The organism is Mobilitalea sibirica (assembly GCF_015999265.1).
Taxonomy (GTDB): Bacteria; Bacillota; Clostridia; order Lachnospirales; family Lachnospiraceae; genus Mobilitalea; species Mobilitalea sibirica.
This window is the reverse complement of sequence record NZ_JAEAGR010000011.1, coordinates 16891-34618: the sequence shown is the minus strand read 5'-3', so window position 1 is coordinate 34618 and position 17728 is coordinate 16891. Positions and strand designations below refer to the sequence as shown.

At 36.6% G+C, this 17728-nt stretch carries 13 protein-coding genes and 1 riboswitch; of the genes, 1 reads left to right on the top strand and 12 read right to left on the bottom strand.

The features are described from left to right. Positions 1-205: 205 nt before the first annotated feature. The 5 genes from I5677_RS10960 to I5677_RS10940 form a co-directional block, all read right to left on the bottom strand. On the bottom strand, positions 206-1024 hold the full coding sequence (locus I5677_RS10960; RefSeq protein ID WP_197661634.1) for an N-acetylmuramoyl-L-alanine amidase: 819 nt from the start codon (positions 1022-1024) through the stop codon (positions 206-208). A 437-nt stretch (positions 1025-1461) separates the two neighbouring features. Continuing rightward, positions 1462-2397, bottom strand: coding sequence for a cysteine synthase A (gene cysK / locus I5677_RS10955; RefSeq protein WP_197661633.1), 936 nt, complete (start codon positions 2395-2397; stop codon positions 1462-1464). Between the two features lie 4 nt (positions 2398-2401). Then, positions 2402-3700 (bottom strand): O-acetylhomoserine aminocarboxypropyltransferase/cysteine synthase family protein, encoded by a 1299-nt coding sequence (locus tag I5677_RS10950; RefSeq protein WP_197661632.1) that lies wholly within the window; start codon positions 3698-3700, stop codon positions 2402-2404. A 244-nt stretch (positions 3701-3944) separates the two neighbouring features. Beyond that, entirely contained in the window at positions 3945-4382 is a 438-nt protein-coding gene (locus I5677_RS10945; RefSeq protein WP_197661631.1) for an RrF2 family transcriptional regulator, read from the bottom strand. Positions 4383-4446: 64 nt separating this feature from the next. Continuing rightward, entirely contained in the window at positions 4447-7011 is a 2565-nt protein-coding gene (locus tag I5677_RS10940; RefSeq protein WP_197661630.1) for a cation-translocating P-type ATPase, read from the bottom strand. A gap of 79 nt (positions 7012-7090) precedes the next feature. Continuing rightward, positions 7091-7213: riboswitch (NiCo riboswitch) on the bottom strand. A gap of 369 nt (positions 7214-7582) precedes the next feature. Between I5677_RS10940 and I5677_RS10935 the strand changes: the two genes are divergently transcribed. After that, positions 7583-8407 (top strand): Cof-type HAD-IIB family hydrolase, encoded by an 825-nt coding sequence (locus I5677_RS10935; RefSeq protein ID WP_197661629.1) that lies wholly within the window; start codon positions 7583-7585, stop codon positions 8405-8407. Between the two features lie 124 nt (positions 8408-8531). Here I5677_RS10935 and I5677_RS10930 read toward each other — a convergent pair whose 3' ends face one another. The 7 genes from I5677_RS10930 to I5677_RS10900 form a co-directional block, all read right to left on the bottom strand. Beyond that, positions 8532-9452 carry a DMT family transporter gene (locus tag I5677_RS10930; RefSeq protein WP_197661628.1) on the bottom strand — a complete coding sequence of 307 codons (921 nt, stop codon included), beginning with the start codon at positions 9450-9452 and terminating at the stop codon, positions 8532-8534. Between the two features lie 375 nt (positions 9453-9827). Further along, positions 9828-10799, bottom strand: coding sequence for an ABC transporter permease (locus tag I5677_RS10925; protein WP_197661627.1), 972 nt, complete (start codon positions 10797-10799; stop codon positions 9828-9830). 2 nt (positions 10800-10801) lie between these two features. Further along, complete coding sequence (locus I5677_RS10920; RefSeq protein WP_197661626.1) at positions 10802-12148, bottom strand: ABC transporter permease; 1347 nt, start codon at positions 12146-12148, stop codon at positions 10802-10804. Beyond that, positions 12138-13685 (bottom strand): ABC transporter ATP-binding protein, encoded by a 1548-nt coding sequence (locus I5677_RS10915; protein ID WP_330617902.1) that lies wholly within the window; start codon positions 13683-13685, stop codon positions 12138-12140. Before I5677_RS10915 ends, I5677_RS10920 begins: the two co-directional genes overlap by 11 nt. 537 nt (positions 13686-14222) lie before the next feature. Continuing rightward, positions 14223-15359 (bottom strand): BMP family lipoprotein, encoded by a 1137-nt coding sequence (locus tag I5677_RS10910; protein WP_197661625.1) that lies wholly within the window; start codon positions 15357-15359, stop codon positions 14223-14225. Positions 15360-15784: 425 nt separating this feature from the next. Then, positions 15785-16540, bottom strand: a complete 756-nt coding sequence (locus I5677_RS10905) for a peroxiredoxin (protein ID WP_197661624.1) — start codon at positions 16538-16540, stop codon at positions 15785-15787. A gap of 354 nt (positions 16541-16894) precedes the next feature. After that, positions 16895-17659 carry an ATP-binding protein gene (locus I5677_RS10900; RefSeq protein ID WP_197661623.1) on the bottom strand — a complete coding sequence of 255 codons (765 nt, stop codon included), beginning with the start codon at positions 17657-17659 and terminating at the stop codon, positions 16895-16897. Positions 17660-17728: the final 69 nt, after the last annotated feature.

Below are 17728 nucleotides of genomic sequence, written 5' to 3'. Positions count from 1 at the left end.
AATGATATTCAATTAATTATAAATGATATCAATTTACAAGTCAAGTGACCAATTATATAAGTAAGCCTTACAACAAATACATAAGTAAACCCATGTAAGCAATAATTAAGATATACGGAAAATCTTCATCTAATAACCTTGAAATTGAGAGTACTATATTCCATCCATAAATTTATTTATGGTCTATAATACTCTCATTCACTTCTCATACCGATACCACTAAAGTATTATATCCTAACCATCGTAGAGCTAATTCTTGTTGTACCGCTTGCGTTAAATCATGATACAAACCAACCAATACCACATAATATTTTTCATTCTTAATTATTTCAGCCGGATAACCTATACAAAGAAATTTCTTTTGAAGGTTTCGTGCATCATTGTAACAGGATAATAATCCAATCTGAATTCGATAAATGCATGTTCTTACCTTATCGCTAGTATTTATTCTGGCTTCTGTACCCGAGTTACCATGCAAGACATTGTCAGCCTCTTTATCCTCCAGAGAATTCATAATCCCCCTGGCAATAGATAAAGCGATTTTATCAAATTGTGTATCAAATAACAGATTATCTAGTTCCGAACTTAAGTTTCCTACACCAATCATAACCGAAGGCATCTGCGCCTGTCTAAGCAATGGTAGATCTGTTCGAACATTAATCCCATAGTTAATAAATGAGATCGGTTCTAATTCTTTCCCTATATTTTTTGCCGTATCTTCCGCTAAGCCTCCTTCGGAATAGATGAAAAAACCCAGCCAGGGAGACGGAGATTCGAATTCACCGATAATACGATGAATAGATACTAAAATATCTCCCTCCTCTTGATTTGCTATTTTCACTCTATCCAGTTGAGAAACATAAGTATCATCGGTTCGCGTAAATGATACCTCGTAGCCTTCATTTCTTAGTATCTCCCCAATTGCTAGGGCCAGTCTTAGATTATCATCCTTTTCTGCTCTTCCCTGATAGATATCTCCGGGATCATTACCGCCATGGCCGGGATCCAATATAACTTTTCCCATACTAACCAACAACCTTTATATATGATTCTTATTATAATATATGTTACTTGCGGTACATCGTTGATTTTATATATCAGGTTATATTATCGTCAGAACCATAAGACATTTTGCTCCACCATATGTACAATTTTCCGGGTTGGGCCACCTCATCAATTGTTTGAAAAACTCCAATTCTAACCGAATAACAATTCTGTTATTATAGATAGCACCCACATCCTGATCGCCAAGAACAGTATCTATAATTTATTTTCTAGAATAAGTATGTCACGTCACACCACAGGTTGAAAACACGCTTTTTAAGTATTCAATAATAAGCCAACTCAGGTTCTCTTTTTAATACAAAAAACCGTTACGGCTTACTAAGCATAAGATACTAAAATCTAATGCTTATAACCGTAACGGCTTTTATAATATTCCATGATATTTAATCGATTATATTATGCTTCTGTAAACATTGGAGTTGAGAGATAGCGTTCACCGGTATCCGGTAAAAGTACAACAATGTTTTTTCCCGCATTTTCCGGTCTTTTTGCTACCTGGGTAGCTGCCCAAAGGGCCGCTCCGGAAGATATACCAACCAAAACACCGTCTTTCTTCGCAATTTCTCTGCCTGTTTCAAAGGCATCTTCATTCTTTACTGTAATTACTTCATCATATATTTTTGTATTTAAGGTGTTTGGAATAAATCCTGCACCAATTCCCTGAATTTTATGAGCTCCTGCCCGACCTTCTGACAATACAGGAGAATCAGCCGGTTCAACAGCAACTACTTTCACATTCGGATTTTTTGATTTTAAATATGCTCCTACTCCGGATATCGTACCACCGGTACCGATTCCTGCAACAAATATATCTATTTTACCTTCGGTATCATCCCAAATCTCAACACCGGTAGTTTCCTCATGAACTTTGGGATTATTGGGATTTTCAAATTGCGAAGGTATAAAACTATTCGGAATATCCTTCTTTAACTCATTGGCTTTCTCAATAGCCCCCTTCATACCCTTAGCTCCCTCGGTAAGCACCAGCTCAGCTCCATATGCCTTCATCAGGTTTCTTCTCTCGATACTCATTGTTTCCGGCATCGTTAATATAACACGAAGTCCATAGCTAGCGCAAACGCTGGATAAACCAATCCCGGTATTACCGCTGGTAGGCTCAATGATAACGGTATCTTGATTAATTTCTCCGCTTTTTATTGCCTCTTCAATCATTTTTCTGGCAATTCTGCACTTCACACTTCCTCCGGGATTAAAGTATTCAAGTTTAGCAATAATCGTAGCGTTAAGTTCATGAATTTTATTATAATTAGTAAGCTCCAACATAGGGGTCTTCCCTATTAATTCCGTAATTCGTTTTTTTATTCCTCCCATAACATTACTTCCTTTCTGCACTATTAAGTGCCTGTGCTAAATCTTCAATTAAATCGTCAATATGCTCTGTTCCGATTGATAATCGAATGGAATTGGGTTTTATACCTGAGGAGGCTAATTCCTCCGCGTTCATCTGTGAGTGCGTTGTACTGGCAGGATGAATCACTAAGGATTTTACATCGGCAACATTAGCCAGAAGTGAAAATATCTGGAGTTTGTCAATAAAGGCTTTCGCTGTCTCTGCATCTCCTTTTATCTCAAATGTAAAGATAGAACCGCCACCCTTAGGAAAATAGTTTTTGTATAATTCATGATATGGATTATCCGGTAAGGAAGGATGATTTACCACTTCAACCATAGGATGGTTATTTAAGAATTCAACTATCTTCAGCGCATTTAATACATGTCTTTCAACCCTGAGGGATAAGGTCTCCAGTCCTTGCAAGAACAAAAAGGAATTAAAAGGACTTATGGTTGCACCGGTATCTCTCATTAAGGTAACTCGTATCTTTATAATATAGGCTGCTGCACCAACAGCTTTTGTAAATTGTACTCCGTGATAACTTGGATTCGGTTCTGTTAAATATGGGAATTTACCGGAGGCCTCCCAGTCAAATTTACCGCTGTCAACTATAACGCCTCCAATGGAGGTTCCATGTCCTCCAATAAATTTTGTAGCTGAATGAACTACAATATCCGCTCCATATTCAATTGGTCTAAGCAGATATGGTGTTGCAAAGGTATTATCTACAATTAACGGTATTCCGTTTTTATGTGCGATATCTGCAACTTTTCTGATATCTATAATACTGGAATTAGGATTTCCTAAGCTTTCAATAAAGATAGCCTTCGTATTTGGTCGAATGGCTTTCTCAAAATTATTAACATCATCACCATCCACAAAGGTTGTTGTTATACCAAATTCATCTAGGGTATGGGCAAATAAATTATAAGTACCGCCATATAAAGTCTGAGCCGCTACGATATGATCTCCGGCATGGGCAATATTTTGAATGGAATATGCAATTGCTGCTGAACCGGAGGCTGTTGCCAAGGCTGCTATTCCACCCTCCAATGCAGCTATTCTTTGCTCAAATACATCGCTAGTCGGATTCATCAACCTGGTATATATATTTCCACCTTCACTTAAGTTAAATCTTCTTTCTGCCTGAGCTGAATCATCAAAAACATAGGATGTTGTCTGATAAATCGGAACACATCTGGCTCCAGTGGCGCTATCCGGATTTTCCTGTCCAGCGTGAATTTGTAATGTTTCAAATCTAAGTTTTTTCTCTATTCCCATATTTTGACCTCCATAAATATATATTAGTATTTGTTTTCCCAAAAAACTTATGCAATCTAAGGGAAATGTGGGAAAAACATTGTATATATATTTTTATCATAGTATTCATACTTATTTAGTATGATTTAGTTTATGAAATAATAATAAGCCCACTTGATAAATTTGTCAAGTGGGTTTATATAAAAAAATATATTTTTTTGTTTTTTATTAACAATACATACTATTTTTTTATCTTATCTATGTTTTAAATAGAGTAATCAAAGGGTACCATATTCTTCTGTCTGTCTAACAGATCCTGTAATGTTATATGATCAATAACACCTAAAATTGCATCATATAATTGCTTCCACACTTCTCTGGTTACACATCCATTACTTCTATCGCATCCCTCGATATCACCATCAATACAATCTACCGGTGCAATATTACCTTCCGTTAACCGTAGAATCATCCCTACTGTATATTCAACCGGTTCTTTTGCTAAACGATATCCCCCTCCGGCACCCCGAATACTTTTTACATAACCGGCTCGATTCAATATGGATATGATCTGCTCCAGATATTTTTCGGAAATATTCTGTCTCGCAGCAATACTTTTGATGGTTATATACTCTCCGGTATTATTCATGGCCAAGTCAAGCATTAGCCTTAAAGCATATCTTCCCTTTGTTGATACCCGCATAGTGATCCTCCAATATTTTAATCATACGTGTTTGTTATAATAATAACATAGTTTTGACAGAAGTTCAATCATCCCTTTCTTTTCTTCTTTTGATTAATTTATAAAACTCATACCAGAACACGGAGAAAGCGGATACCATAACCATCAATATAAATAGTTTTGTTGGTAAGGGCGAAAATTTTAATAATTTAGCTAAGGGAGAATATACCATAATCAACAATTCCGTTAATGTCACTAAGTTTACAATCCATACTCCTTTTTCTTTTTTTAGTTTATTTAGAATTTTAAAAATTGATTCCGAATCAGAACTATTCGTAATAACCAGGAAAATATTTGCTAAGACAAGAACTCCATAGCCTGCTGTTCTGGCTACTTCCGGTGAGAATGATGAACGTAGCAAACCATAATACAAATAAAAACTTCCGGCAAACACCATAATACCCTGTAGAACACTTTTTAACAAAAGTCTACCGTTAAATATAGACTCATTCGGATCTCTAGGAGCTTTATTCATAATATCACCTTCAGCCGGCAACCGTTCCAGTGCAAAAGAACAGGTTGGGTCCATAATTAATTCTAATAATACAATGTGAAGTGGTAATAACAGCAGGGCCCTCGGTGATATATTGAGCAAAGGAATAATTAATGATAATAAGGCTATAGGGATATGAACAGCAAAAGTGTATCCTACTGCTTTTCTGATATTTTGATAGATACGTCTACCATCGCATACAGAATCTAAGATTGTCGAAAAATTATCATCCAATAAAACCAGATCTGCCGCTTCCCTTGAAACCTCGGAACCATATTTTCCCATAGCAACTCCAATATCTGCTATTTTTAATGCAGGTGAATCATTTACACCATCTCCGGTCATTGCCGTGACCTCTCCGTTATCTTTTAAAGCTTTCACAATTCGCATTTTATGCAAGGGAAGTACTCTGGCAAAGATATTATATTCCATTACCTTTTTTCTTAAACAATCATCTGACATTTTTGTTATCTCATCTCCGGTAATATAATGAGTCGGATTATGAATACCTATTGATTTTGCAACGGTAACAGCTGTAAGAGGATGATCCCCTGTAATCATAATAATTCTAATACCGGCTTTATAACACATCCGTAATTGCTCATCAATATTCTCTTTTGGAGGATTGGTTAATCCAACAACACCTTTTAGATATAGCTTACATTCTGTGAGGCTATCAGGGATTTCGTTTTCATTCTTAATGTTACAATCAGCGACAGCAATCACTCTTAATCCTTTTTTCAACATATCATTCATGGTTTTATCAACCTGAAGCATCTGTTCTTCTGATAACATACATAAGGGTATTATTGTCTCCGGACTACCTTTTACAGCTATAGAAATACGATTCGTAAATTTCCAAACCTGCCCCATTGCCTTTAATTCGTTGGTGAAGGCGTATTCCCTAAGAAATGCGGAATGCTGGTTTGATAGCATACAGGCCTTTACATATTCTACATCATCCTTACCTTTTTGGAATTGAAGGCTGCAAAAATCTAACATTGCTACCTCCATTGGATCATAAGTATTCTCCTTACAGGATAATATTAATGCCCTACAAAGGCTATCAAATATACCATCAAGGGTCCAGAATTCCTGTACCTTCATCCGGTTATTCGTAATTGTTCCTGTCTTGTCAACACATAATACAGATACTGCACCTAAGGTTTCTACAGCAGAAAGCGTACGAATCAAGGCATTTTTTTTGGCTAATCGTAAAGCACCCATAGATAAAAATACCGATTGTATCACTGGAAATTCCCCCGGTACCATAGATAATGCCAGTACAACGCCTGCGAGAAAACTTTCAACTAATCGGGTAATAAGCGAAGACTCCACGCGATGAAAAAAAGTAACTGTACTTACTAAGAGAAACAGTACCGCTGCGATATAAGTACATTGTTTAGCAAGCTTTTTCAACTGCTTCTGCAGTAATGTACTTTCTAGTGGAGCTTTTATTATTTTATCTGCAATTTTACCATATTCCGTATCATTACCTGTTTTTTCTACTTTTATAACCCCATCCCCCAGAATAACCAAGGTTCCTGTATAGCAATAGTCTCTTCGAAAGAAATCATCCTGGGGAAGCTCTCTTGATAAACACAAATTCTCAGGGATAGAACTTTTCCATACTCCTTCGGATTCTCCGGTTAATATACTTTCATCAACGCATAATCCATTCGTATATATGAGACTACCGTCGGCAGGTATTTTAACCCCTTCCGATATAAACATAATATCTCCGGGAACCAATTCAACACTGCGGATCATCATTTTCTGTCCTTCCCGAATCACTTTAATCTTCGGTGTAGAGATATCTTTTATTCTTTTTAAAGTTACCCCTGCTCTCATTTCCTGTATCATGTCTATTCCTACTACAAATATAACAAATGCTATCATTATAACACCATGGGAGGCTTCCCCTAGAAAAAAATATATAATCGCTGCCGATAATAATAACAGATAGATCGGTTCATCTATGATATGTTTTATTTTAGTAATAACCTTGCCTTTGTTGTTTTTCCTTATTTCGTTTCGACCATATCTGGCCTGTAAATCTTTTACCTGCTTCATGGTTAATCCATTAAATTGCATCATCAAAACCTCCTAAACCCATGAAATACGGATAATGTGTTCCAATGGACATAAAAAAACCTACGGAACACTTAGCGTAAACTACTGTCCCGCAGGCTGATGAAACCTGCTGCTGTAATACAGCCCGGCTGCACGATGTTACTATCAACTCAATCTATAAAATAGCATTATGCTTTCATATCGTCGCCTGATCAGATTGTACTGTTGGTTGGCATATAGATTGCCTTTGCAGTGCAAAGTGATTTCTATGTTATATCATATGAAATTTCATTATATTGGTGACAGTAAGCCAACTTTTTTGGGTCTATAAAACTAACTTTCCTTGTGTCAACTTTTATTTTAAATACAACTGCTTTTTATTAATGAAAATCTTTTTTATAACTATGATTTATGAACACATCAGATATGTGATATAAAATAGTAGTCGAAGATGAAATACTCTGAAATTGGGTATAGGATTTTCTAAGCTTATCCTTTATAATAAGGAAGCAGACGATGTAAACCAAACCTATAGCAAAAAATTACTGTATCATAAAGTAGTTGATAAACATAGGAATTTAGAAAGGATTTATTCATGAACTATAATATACTATTTTTAGATGTGGACGGAACTTTAAAGCAAGAACCCTATGGAATATCAGATAAAAACAAAGAAGCAATTACTTATGCATGTAAGCAAGGTAAAAAGATTTCCATTGCATCCGGTAGAAATAAAGATATGATTTTACGTACAGTCAAGGAATTACAACTGGATGAATTCGGAGAATCCTATACCGTTGCCTTAAATGGTGCACATATTGTTGATAATCTTACCAAAAATACACTTCATACCGTACCGATACCTTTCGATTTAACTAAACTTTTATTTGAAAAAGCTTACGAATATGAATTCACCTGCCACGCATATACCGAAAATCTGGTTTATTTTAATTATAATGATTATCAATTTGAATGGTATCAAAAAGAGGGATGCACCTGTAAGTTAGTAGATATGGAAAAACCGGATCTCGGAATAGAAGAAATTCCTTTGAAGTTCTTTTTATTAAGCAAGGATAAGCCAAAGATGGAACGGTTTAAGGAAGATCTGGAACCCTATGTAGATGGTATCTTAAACGCTGAATTCTCCAGTAAATTCACCTTAGAATATACCTCCATTCATGCCAGTAAAGGACTGGGTCTGGAATATGTGTGCAAACTGTTCGGCTATCCACTTCAGACCTCGATTGCTGCCGGAGATGGTGAAAATGATATCTCAATGCTTCAGATGGCAGGACTGGGTGTTGCTATGAAAAATGCACTGGACACCGTGAAGGAAAAAGCTGATATTATCACAGAGCTTAGCTGTAAAGAAAATGGTGTCACTGAAATCATCCATAAATATTTACTAAAAGATAAATAATTTTAATTATATTCTATTTCTATATATTTTAAACAATATTAGTTATGATGTTATTATTCAATAAGCACATCAACCTTCACAAATAAAAGTTGATGTGCTTATTTTTATTTCTTTAATAAATTTCTTAATACTTATTACTTTCTTCTAATATTAGCTCCAAGCTCTTTCTATCCTTTTTAAGAAAATATAGTTTTGTTTCAGAAATGATGATAGCCACAAAAATCAAAAAGAAACCAAGTAACAGCTTAGGAGTAATCTCCTCTTTATAAAAGATAACAGAAAAAAGAACCCCAAAGACTGCTTCCAGACTTAGAATAATGGAAGCCGGAGCCGGTTTCGTATACTTTTGTCCGATATTTTGTAATAGCAGAGCAATCATTGTAGCAAATACCGATAGATATAATAATCCGTTAATCGTTTCCATGTTAATGGATTTTGGCATATCTTCAAAAAGAAATGCTATAATCCAGGAAAATACAGCAGCATAAAAAAACTGAAGTATGGTAATCAAGACCGGCTCCTTATCCTTACTATACTTTGCAACCGCCACCATATGGGCGGCGAAAAAAATTCCTCCTGCCAAAGTAAAGGCATCTCCGTACTCAATTTTGAAAGCTCCGTTTAAAGACACCAAACCAATGCCAACTATACTGATAATAGCAGCAGTATAATTATATATATCCGGCTTATGCTTATCAACAATCCAATATAAAAATGGTACGATAACACAATAAATAGCTGTAAGAAATGCATTCTTACCGGGGGTGGTGCCGGTAATTCCAATTGTCTGTAAGCTATAACCTAGAAATAAACATATCCCTATAATTGCACCTTTTTTTAAATAATCCATATTTAAAGCCTTAAGTTTTTTATAAAATATAATCACCAGCAATAAACATCCGGTCATAAATCGTAATCCCAGTAATACATGAGGATCCATCACATCCATGGATGTTTTTACAATAAGGAAGGAGCTTCCCCAAATAAGTGAAGCTCCGAATAAAGCGCTTTTTGCTCCGATGTTTCTTTTTGTCTCTATATTCATTATGATTACCTCTTTGTATATACTATGTAACTTATATTCTGCTTGCAGAAGCAATTATATAAAACTGTTTCTTACCTGTCAAGACTGGGAAAAAATGAAATAAAAAATAAATTCAATTCGTCTTACATCATTGATATGGATAGGAGCCCTGCAATTTATGCAGGACCCCTATCCATATACTTTAATATATTTACTCCATTATATTTACTTCAATATTTTACTTCAATACTTTCTTCAATACTTACTTCAATATTTTTTCTACAGTAAAAATCCTATCATATTAATACTTTATATTTTATTAATATAACTTTATACTAAATACTATCAGAAATTCATTATATTAATTGTCATTAAAAATCACTCCTGAGAAACAGCTTATCTCATACCCTTATCATAAGGGATACCCTCCGCTTTCGGTGCGCGGGATTTCTTGGAGGTAAAGGCTAAAACCACCATAGTAGCTACGTACGGTAACATTTTATAATAGGTCTGGTTAATATTCAATGCCCGTAAGAATGGAATTAACGCTACCGAGTATGCCAAAGTTCTTAAAAAAGCAAAGAATAAAGCGGCCAGTAAAATTTTAAGCGGTTTCCACTGACCGAAGATCATAACTGCCAATGCAAGGAAACCAAAGCCTGCGACTCCCGTATGTCCATTCGCATTTCCGTTCATAATACCTACTGCATAGAAGAATCCGCCGGTTCCTCCTAGAATGCCGGATAACCCTACTCCTGCATAACGCATATGATAAACATTAATACCGACAGAATCAGCAGCATGAGGATGTTCTCCACAGGCTCTAAGATGCAGTCCGAAACTGGTCTTATAGAACAGAATAGTTGCTATAACTAATAATAACGCTCCTACGTATATTGTTAAATATGTGTTTTGAAAAAACAGTTTGCCTAGCACCGGTATATCCCCGAGAAGCGGGATTTTTCTTATATAAAAATTAGTATTGGTCGTTACACCATCGCTAAAGAAAAACATTTTTGAGAATAAAAGCACTCCTGCCGGAACCAACATATTCAGCGCAGTTCCTACAATCGTTTGATCTGCCTTCATATTAATTGCAGCTAAAGACAACAACATAGAATATAACAATCCGGCTAGAGCTGCAACCACCATACCTAAGAGTAAAATCATCTGCGGTTGACTCTTTAAGGGAGTTTTTTCGATAAAAAACACGAAAACACAACCAATAAAAGCTCCGAATAACATAATACCTTCCAATGCAATATTGATGACACCGCTTCTTTCACTAAACATTCCGCCAAGGGCAACTAAAAGCAAAGCTACTGCAACCGGAAGCATATTCTGAATTAGATAATACAAAATATCCATATTTAGACCTCCTCTTTCTCTGCTGGATTAGAATCCTTAATATCCTGTCCCTTGTGTTTCATAAGCTCGTCCTCTTCACTGCCCGAACCATGATTTTTTATTTCATGATTCTCAGGTACTGATGTATCCGTAACATCTGTAATATATACATCATCATCCATATCTTCTTTATCCGGTAAATCCACGCCTGTTTTTAAAGCAGGCCCTTCTGAATTAATCCGAGGATCAACATCTTCTGATTGTACATGCTTTCGATTTTTCCGAAGAAAGGAACTGGCTGCTGATTTCATCAACATGGAAAAGGCGGAGAAATATATGATAATAGCAATAACGATATCAATAATCTCTGGTTTATATCCATATAAGCTGGTTAAAGAACCGCCTCTTTGAATATGAGAGATAAAAACTGCAGAAAAGATAATTCCAATCGGACTAGAATTACCAAGCAATGCTACGGCGATACCGTTAAAACCGTTGGCAGCAATAATATTGATCGGCTCATATGTCATACTACTGCCTTGTATCGTTGCCGGTGCCAAGATGGCAAATGCTCCACCAAGACCTGCCAATCCCCCGGCGATTACCATTGTAAGTATAATGTTTCGTGTCCCATTCATGCCTGCATACTTACTGGCATGCTTATTATAGCCGGTAGCTTTCAGCTCATAACCGAAGGTTGTTTTGTTCAGTATGATAAATAAAACAATGGCGATAAAAATAGCAATGTAGATGGATACATTTACGCTGGAATTTCGAACTCCCAGAGAAGGTATCTGTGCAGATGTAGGTAAATATGCTGTTCTGGTTGTGGATGCAACATACATGGTTGCATTTCCCTGTATCATCATATCCACCAGATACATTCCGATATAGTTAAACATAATTGAGGTGATTACTTCATTTACATTAAGTAATGCTTTAAAAACACCGGGAATAAATCCCCACATCATACCACCAATCATTCCGGCTATGATACAGGCAATCCAATGGATTCCATCCGGTAGATCCCACATAAAACCTACATACAGGGCAAAAAACATACCCATAGTATATTGACCGGATGCACCGATATTAAAAAGTCCCATTTTAAATGCAAAACCTACTGCAAGACCGGTCATTAAAATCGGTGTTGCAAAATAAAACACATTACCAAGACGGGAAAAACCACCAAAAAGGACGGTTTGAAATCCTGTAAAAGCCTTTGCCGGGTTCGCAATTATCATTACGATAAAACCGATTACAAGTCCTAAGAAGATAGCTAATAAGGCAGAGGTAAACGCTGAAAACGACTTGCTTTTTGTAATTTTATGAATTGAAAACGCTTTTTGCGCATGATTATTATTTTGCATTCCCATTCTCCTTTGCTACGTCCCGTTTTGCACCAGACATATATAGTCCCAGCTCTTCCACGGTTGTTTTCTTAGGATCGAGTTCACCGACAATCTCACCTTCATACATCACTAAAATCCGATCACTTACGTTCATAACCTCATCCAGCTCAAGAGATACCAATAAAACCGCCTTACCCGCATCCCTGGTAGCAACCAGCTGCTTATGAATATATTCAATTGCTCCCACATCCAGCCCTCTGGTTGGCTGCACCGCAACCAAAAGCTCATGCTCTTTATCTATTTCACGGGCTATGATGGCTTTTTGCTGATTACCTCCGGACATACTTCTCACGACGGTAATCGGTCCTTGTCCGCTTCTGACATCATATTGTTTTATTAAATCCCTAGCATAATTACGTACTTCCTGATGCTTGATAAAGCCCTTATTTTGAAACCTAGGCTGCCAATAACGCTGAAGTACCATATTCTCTTCTAAACTATAATCCAGTACCAGACCATGTTTATGTCGATCCTCTGGTATATGGCTCATTCCGGATTTTGACCTGGTACGAATGGATGCTTTCGTAATATCTTTTCCACATAAAGATATACTGCCTCCACTCATTTTCTCCAAACCGGTTAAGGCAGATACAAATTCCGTTTGACCATTGCCATCAATACCGGCGAGGCAGACAATTTCTCCGGCTCGAACATCAAAAGAAACGTTTCTGACAGCATCTTTTTTATGAGCTTGCGAAGGAACAGTTACCTCTCTAACGGCCAACACTACATCCTTTGCTTTGGAGTCTTCTTTCTCAACCTTGAAATTAACGTCACGGCCTACCATCATCTTCGATAGCTCTTCTTTCGTTGTGTCCTTTATATCAACTGTACCGATGCATTTACCCTTACGAAGTACCGTACAACGGTCTGCAACAGCCATTATTTCATTCAATTTATGAGTAATAAACAGAATTGATTTCCCTTCTTTTGCAAACCCCCGCATAATCTCCATCAACTCATCAATCTCCTGGGGCGTAAGAACTGCGGTAGGTTCATCAAAGATCAATATATCATTTTCACGATAGAGCATCTTAAGAATTTCAACTCTTTGCTGCATACCGACAGAAATCTTTTCAATCAAAGCATCGGGGTTGATTTTTAGTCCGTATTTTTCACTTAAGGCCATAACCTTTTCTCTGGCTTCTTTCTTTTGAATAAAGCCCATCTTATCAGGCTCAACACCGAGAATGATGTTCTCTAATACCGTAAAGATCTCTACCAGTTTAAAATGCTGATGTACCATCCCGATACCTAAGGCATTGGCATCATTCGGATTATTAATCTGTACTACTTTGCCGTCTTTTCTAATCTCGCCCTTTTCTGCCTGATAAAGGCCAAAAAGAACACTCATAAGGGTAGATTTACCGGCACCGTTCTCCCCAAGCAAAGCGTGAATTTCACCTTTTTGAAGCCTGAGCGTAATATTATCATTGGCGATAATACCTGGAAATTCCTTTGTTATATTGAGCATTTCAATAATATAATTCTCCACATTAACCTCCACGTTAGACGAATTAGTCCATAAAAGACAGAACGATTTATGTGCTTGCACAATAAAGAGTTTTGTCTTTTATGGATAAGCGTAGCGTGAACGAAAAGGGCAAAGCCCTTGAGTTCTAATTCGTCGTAACAATTAAAATGTAGTTACACAAAACTTAGTCCATATGACAGAACGATTTATGTGCTTGCACAATAAAGAGTTTTGTCTTTTATGGATAAGCGTAGCGTGTACGAAAAGGGCAAAGCCCTTGAGTTCTAATTCGTCGTAACAATTAAAATGTAGTTACACAAAACTTAGTCCATATGACAGAACGATTTATGTGCTTGCACAATAAAGAGTTTTGTCTTTTATGGATAAGCGTAGCGTGTACGAAAAGGGCAAAGCCCTTGAGTTCTAATTCGTCGTAACAATTAAAATGTAGTTACACTTTTACTAACTATTGAAAAAGGGGAAAGACCTTGTCTTTCCCCTTTCAAAGTTTATACATAAGGCTCAGGACAATATGTCTGCTATTTACTATAGTGACTACTATCTAACCTCAACAGCAACCTTACTAAGACCTAAACCGTTAACCAACTCATCTGCAGTAGCAACACCATTAGGATCTTCTACTTCAAGAGTACGAATTGGATCAACAGTACCATCCACTAAGGTTGCATATACCGTATCGTATGCAGCTTTGTCAAAGGTATCAAAACGATCGAAGGCATCACCTTTTGTATCACCGATTACTTCGGTAGGAAGGCCTACACCATTATTAGTTGCGTTAAAATAAGTTGTTTTACCGGAAAAGTCATTCCATTTATCTGTGTCATAGATTGCCTCAAGTACTTGTATAACTGAAGCGCCAAGGCCCTTCATAGCTGATGTAATAACTGTATCGCTGTCATATCTTTGATCAAAGTCAACACCGATTACTTTTCTATCCGCTTCGGATGCAGCAGCCATAACACTTTTTCCTACGGAACCACCGCATGCAAAGATTACTTCTGCACCTTCCTGATACATAGTCTTTGCAGTTGCTTTGTTAGTATCATTCTCTTCGAAGTTGCCGGTATAATGATAAATAACTGATACTTCACCATCGGCAAGACCTAATTCAGCAGCAGCTACTTCTGCACCCTGTAAGTATCCATATCCAAAGGCCTGTACCGCCGGTACCGCCATACCTCCCATAAAACCAAGGTTTCTCATACCATCTTTAACAGCGGCATAACCTGCCAGGTAACCGGATTCTTCTTCTGCATACATAATACTAGCTACATTGGATTTTGTCTCAAAAGTTGACCAGTCAGCTGTATGAGGAGAACCATCCAACAGAATGAATTTAACATCAGGATATTTTGTCTGAGCTTCATAAACTGCAACTTCAAATAGATAACCGGGAGTTACCACAACTTTAGCTCCACCGGCAACCGCATCATCGATTTTAGCCAGATATCCTGCATCGGAAGCCTCTTCCGGCTTATAATACTGATGAGATATCTTATTCGCCTCAGCAAATTCAACAACACCTTCCCAGGAACCCTGGTTAAATGACTTATCATCTATGTTACCTTTGTCTGTGATAAGTGCGATTTCATAAGTTTCATCCTTACCGGCACATCCGGCCAGCATACTTACTGCTAAAGCTAAAACTAATAATAAAGACAATAATTTCTTCATAAAAAAATTCCCTCCATCTTTTTTTCGGTACATGCACCGTTATCTACATTATACTAAATCTGCTAAAATTTTCAACCACTAACTACAAAATGTTGTAATAAAAATTTATTATTCCCATATATTTTAAATTATTATTATCTTTATCATTCTCGGAAAATTTTATACTAACCTACCCTAATAGGTAAATGAAATTATATACATTATAAAGATGCATTATTTTGTATATAATGATGCAATATTTTATTTATAAAATTGCAACATTAACCTTATTGGTATTGCTCTTTATAGTGTTTACAACACATTATAAGCTTGTAAGCCTCATTATATACCATGAATAAAAATAGAGACCTTTCATATCATTTATGATTTAAAAAATCAAAAACACTTATGAAAAATCTCTATCCCTAAGTTACATGAATCTATAACTACCTATGATACAAATTTCTGCTCCGATTCGGATAATCAGGCAAATAATGAGGATGTGACTGATATTCATAATCACAGGGCGTACAATTAGACTGCTTAAAACATAAAAACCAGTCTATGCAATACATATATTCATCCATTCTCTCCAATCGTTCTCTGGCAGCACCACAGGAACCCGGCGGAGGTAAAATCACATCATCACAAGGCATCCAGTTAGCCGGCGTGGCCACTCCTTCACAATCTGCCTTTTGTAATGCTATAATCATTCTCTTTATTTCTTCTATGTTACGCCCCGTAGATGCTGGATAATATAGTATTGCTCTAATCTTACCTTCCGGATCGATGATAAAGACCGCTCTAACAGTCTGCGTATCAGACATATGATGAAGCATTCCATATTTTTTCGATATATCCATAGTAATATCTTCAATCAAGGGAAATGTAACCTCAACATGCTTGATATCCTTCCATGATAATTCCTGAATCTTTCGAAGCCATGCAATATGAGAATAGATAGAGTCAATCGATAACCCAATTAACTCCGTGTTCAAAGCTTTGAATTCATTTATCATAGAAGCAAAAGTCATAAATTCCGTTGTACAAACCGGGGTAAAGTCTGCCGGGTGTGAGAACAAAATTACCCATCTACCCAGGTAATCCATCGGAAAATTTATTTCACCCTGCGTAGTAACAGCATGAAACGCAGGTGCCATATCTCCAATTAAAGGCATACGGTTTTCTTGATATTCATCCATAATAATCCCCTTCTTTATTCTATATTACAAAGATATGTTATGAAGATATCAATTGTCACTGTCCTACGAAAAACAATCCGATTGAAGGATGACTTAATAATAAATATCCATTAATGCAAAATAAAAAACATGAGTCTTTTCCTATAAACAAGAAGGAACCTAGGGTCATCTCACACACTGGTTGGAGTACAACTTCTATGATTTGTCAGCCTGTTTACGTACATCAATATACGTAACAGTCAAACAAAACATAAAAGCTGTTCTACAAATAGTGCATTAAATTAACCCTAGGTTCCTTCTTATCATTCATCTATAAAGAAATGAAATCACTACTTATCTATGTTTTAAACAATATTAATTTTCGTCTAATACGGTGCCATCTGTAGATATGGTTATCACTTTCCAGGGTATCATCTGCCCGCTGTTTAACATGGCTGTTTTTACCGCATGGACGATACCGCCACAACAGGGTACTTCCATCCGAATCACAGTAATGCTTTTAATTTGATTATTTGATAAGATCGCTGCAAACTTATTGGCATAATCTGCGTCATCTAATTTAGGACAGCCAATCAATGTAATCTTATTTTTCATAAAACGATGAAAATCACCAAAAGCGTACGCTGTACAATCCGCTGCAATCAATAAATCAGCTCCGTCAAAATACGGCGCATTGACAGGCACCAATTGAATCTGAACCGGCCATTGTCTTAGCATGGATGGAGCAGGTTCATTAGTGTTATTTAACTCTGCATTTTCAGTCTTGGCAGCTGCCTGATGATTCATATTTCTGATTCTTGAACCGGGACATCCGCTAAAGGGAATATCTTGTTTATGGTCTGATTGTTCCTTCTCTTTTTTTTCCTCTAAAGCCTTCTTAATCATCTCTTGATTACGCATTACTTCTTCCTCATTAAAGGGAAGTGCCTCCCGTTCTATAAAGCTGATGGCATTGGTAGGGCATACCGGAAGGCAATTGCCCAGTCCGTCACAGTAATCATCCCTAAGTAGTTTTGCTTTTCCCTCTACTAGAGCAATCGCTGCCTCATGGCATGCATTAACACATAAACCGCAGCCGTTACATAATTCCTCATCAATCTGTATAATCTTTCTTATCATTCTCAATTCCTCCCGTTATCTAAATTATATGGTTTGTTTTTCTCTGTTACTGTGATTATAGATGAAAAA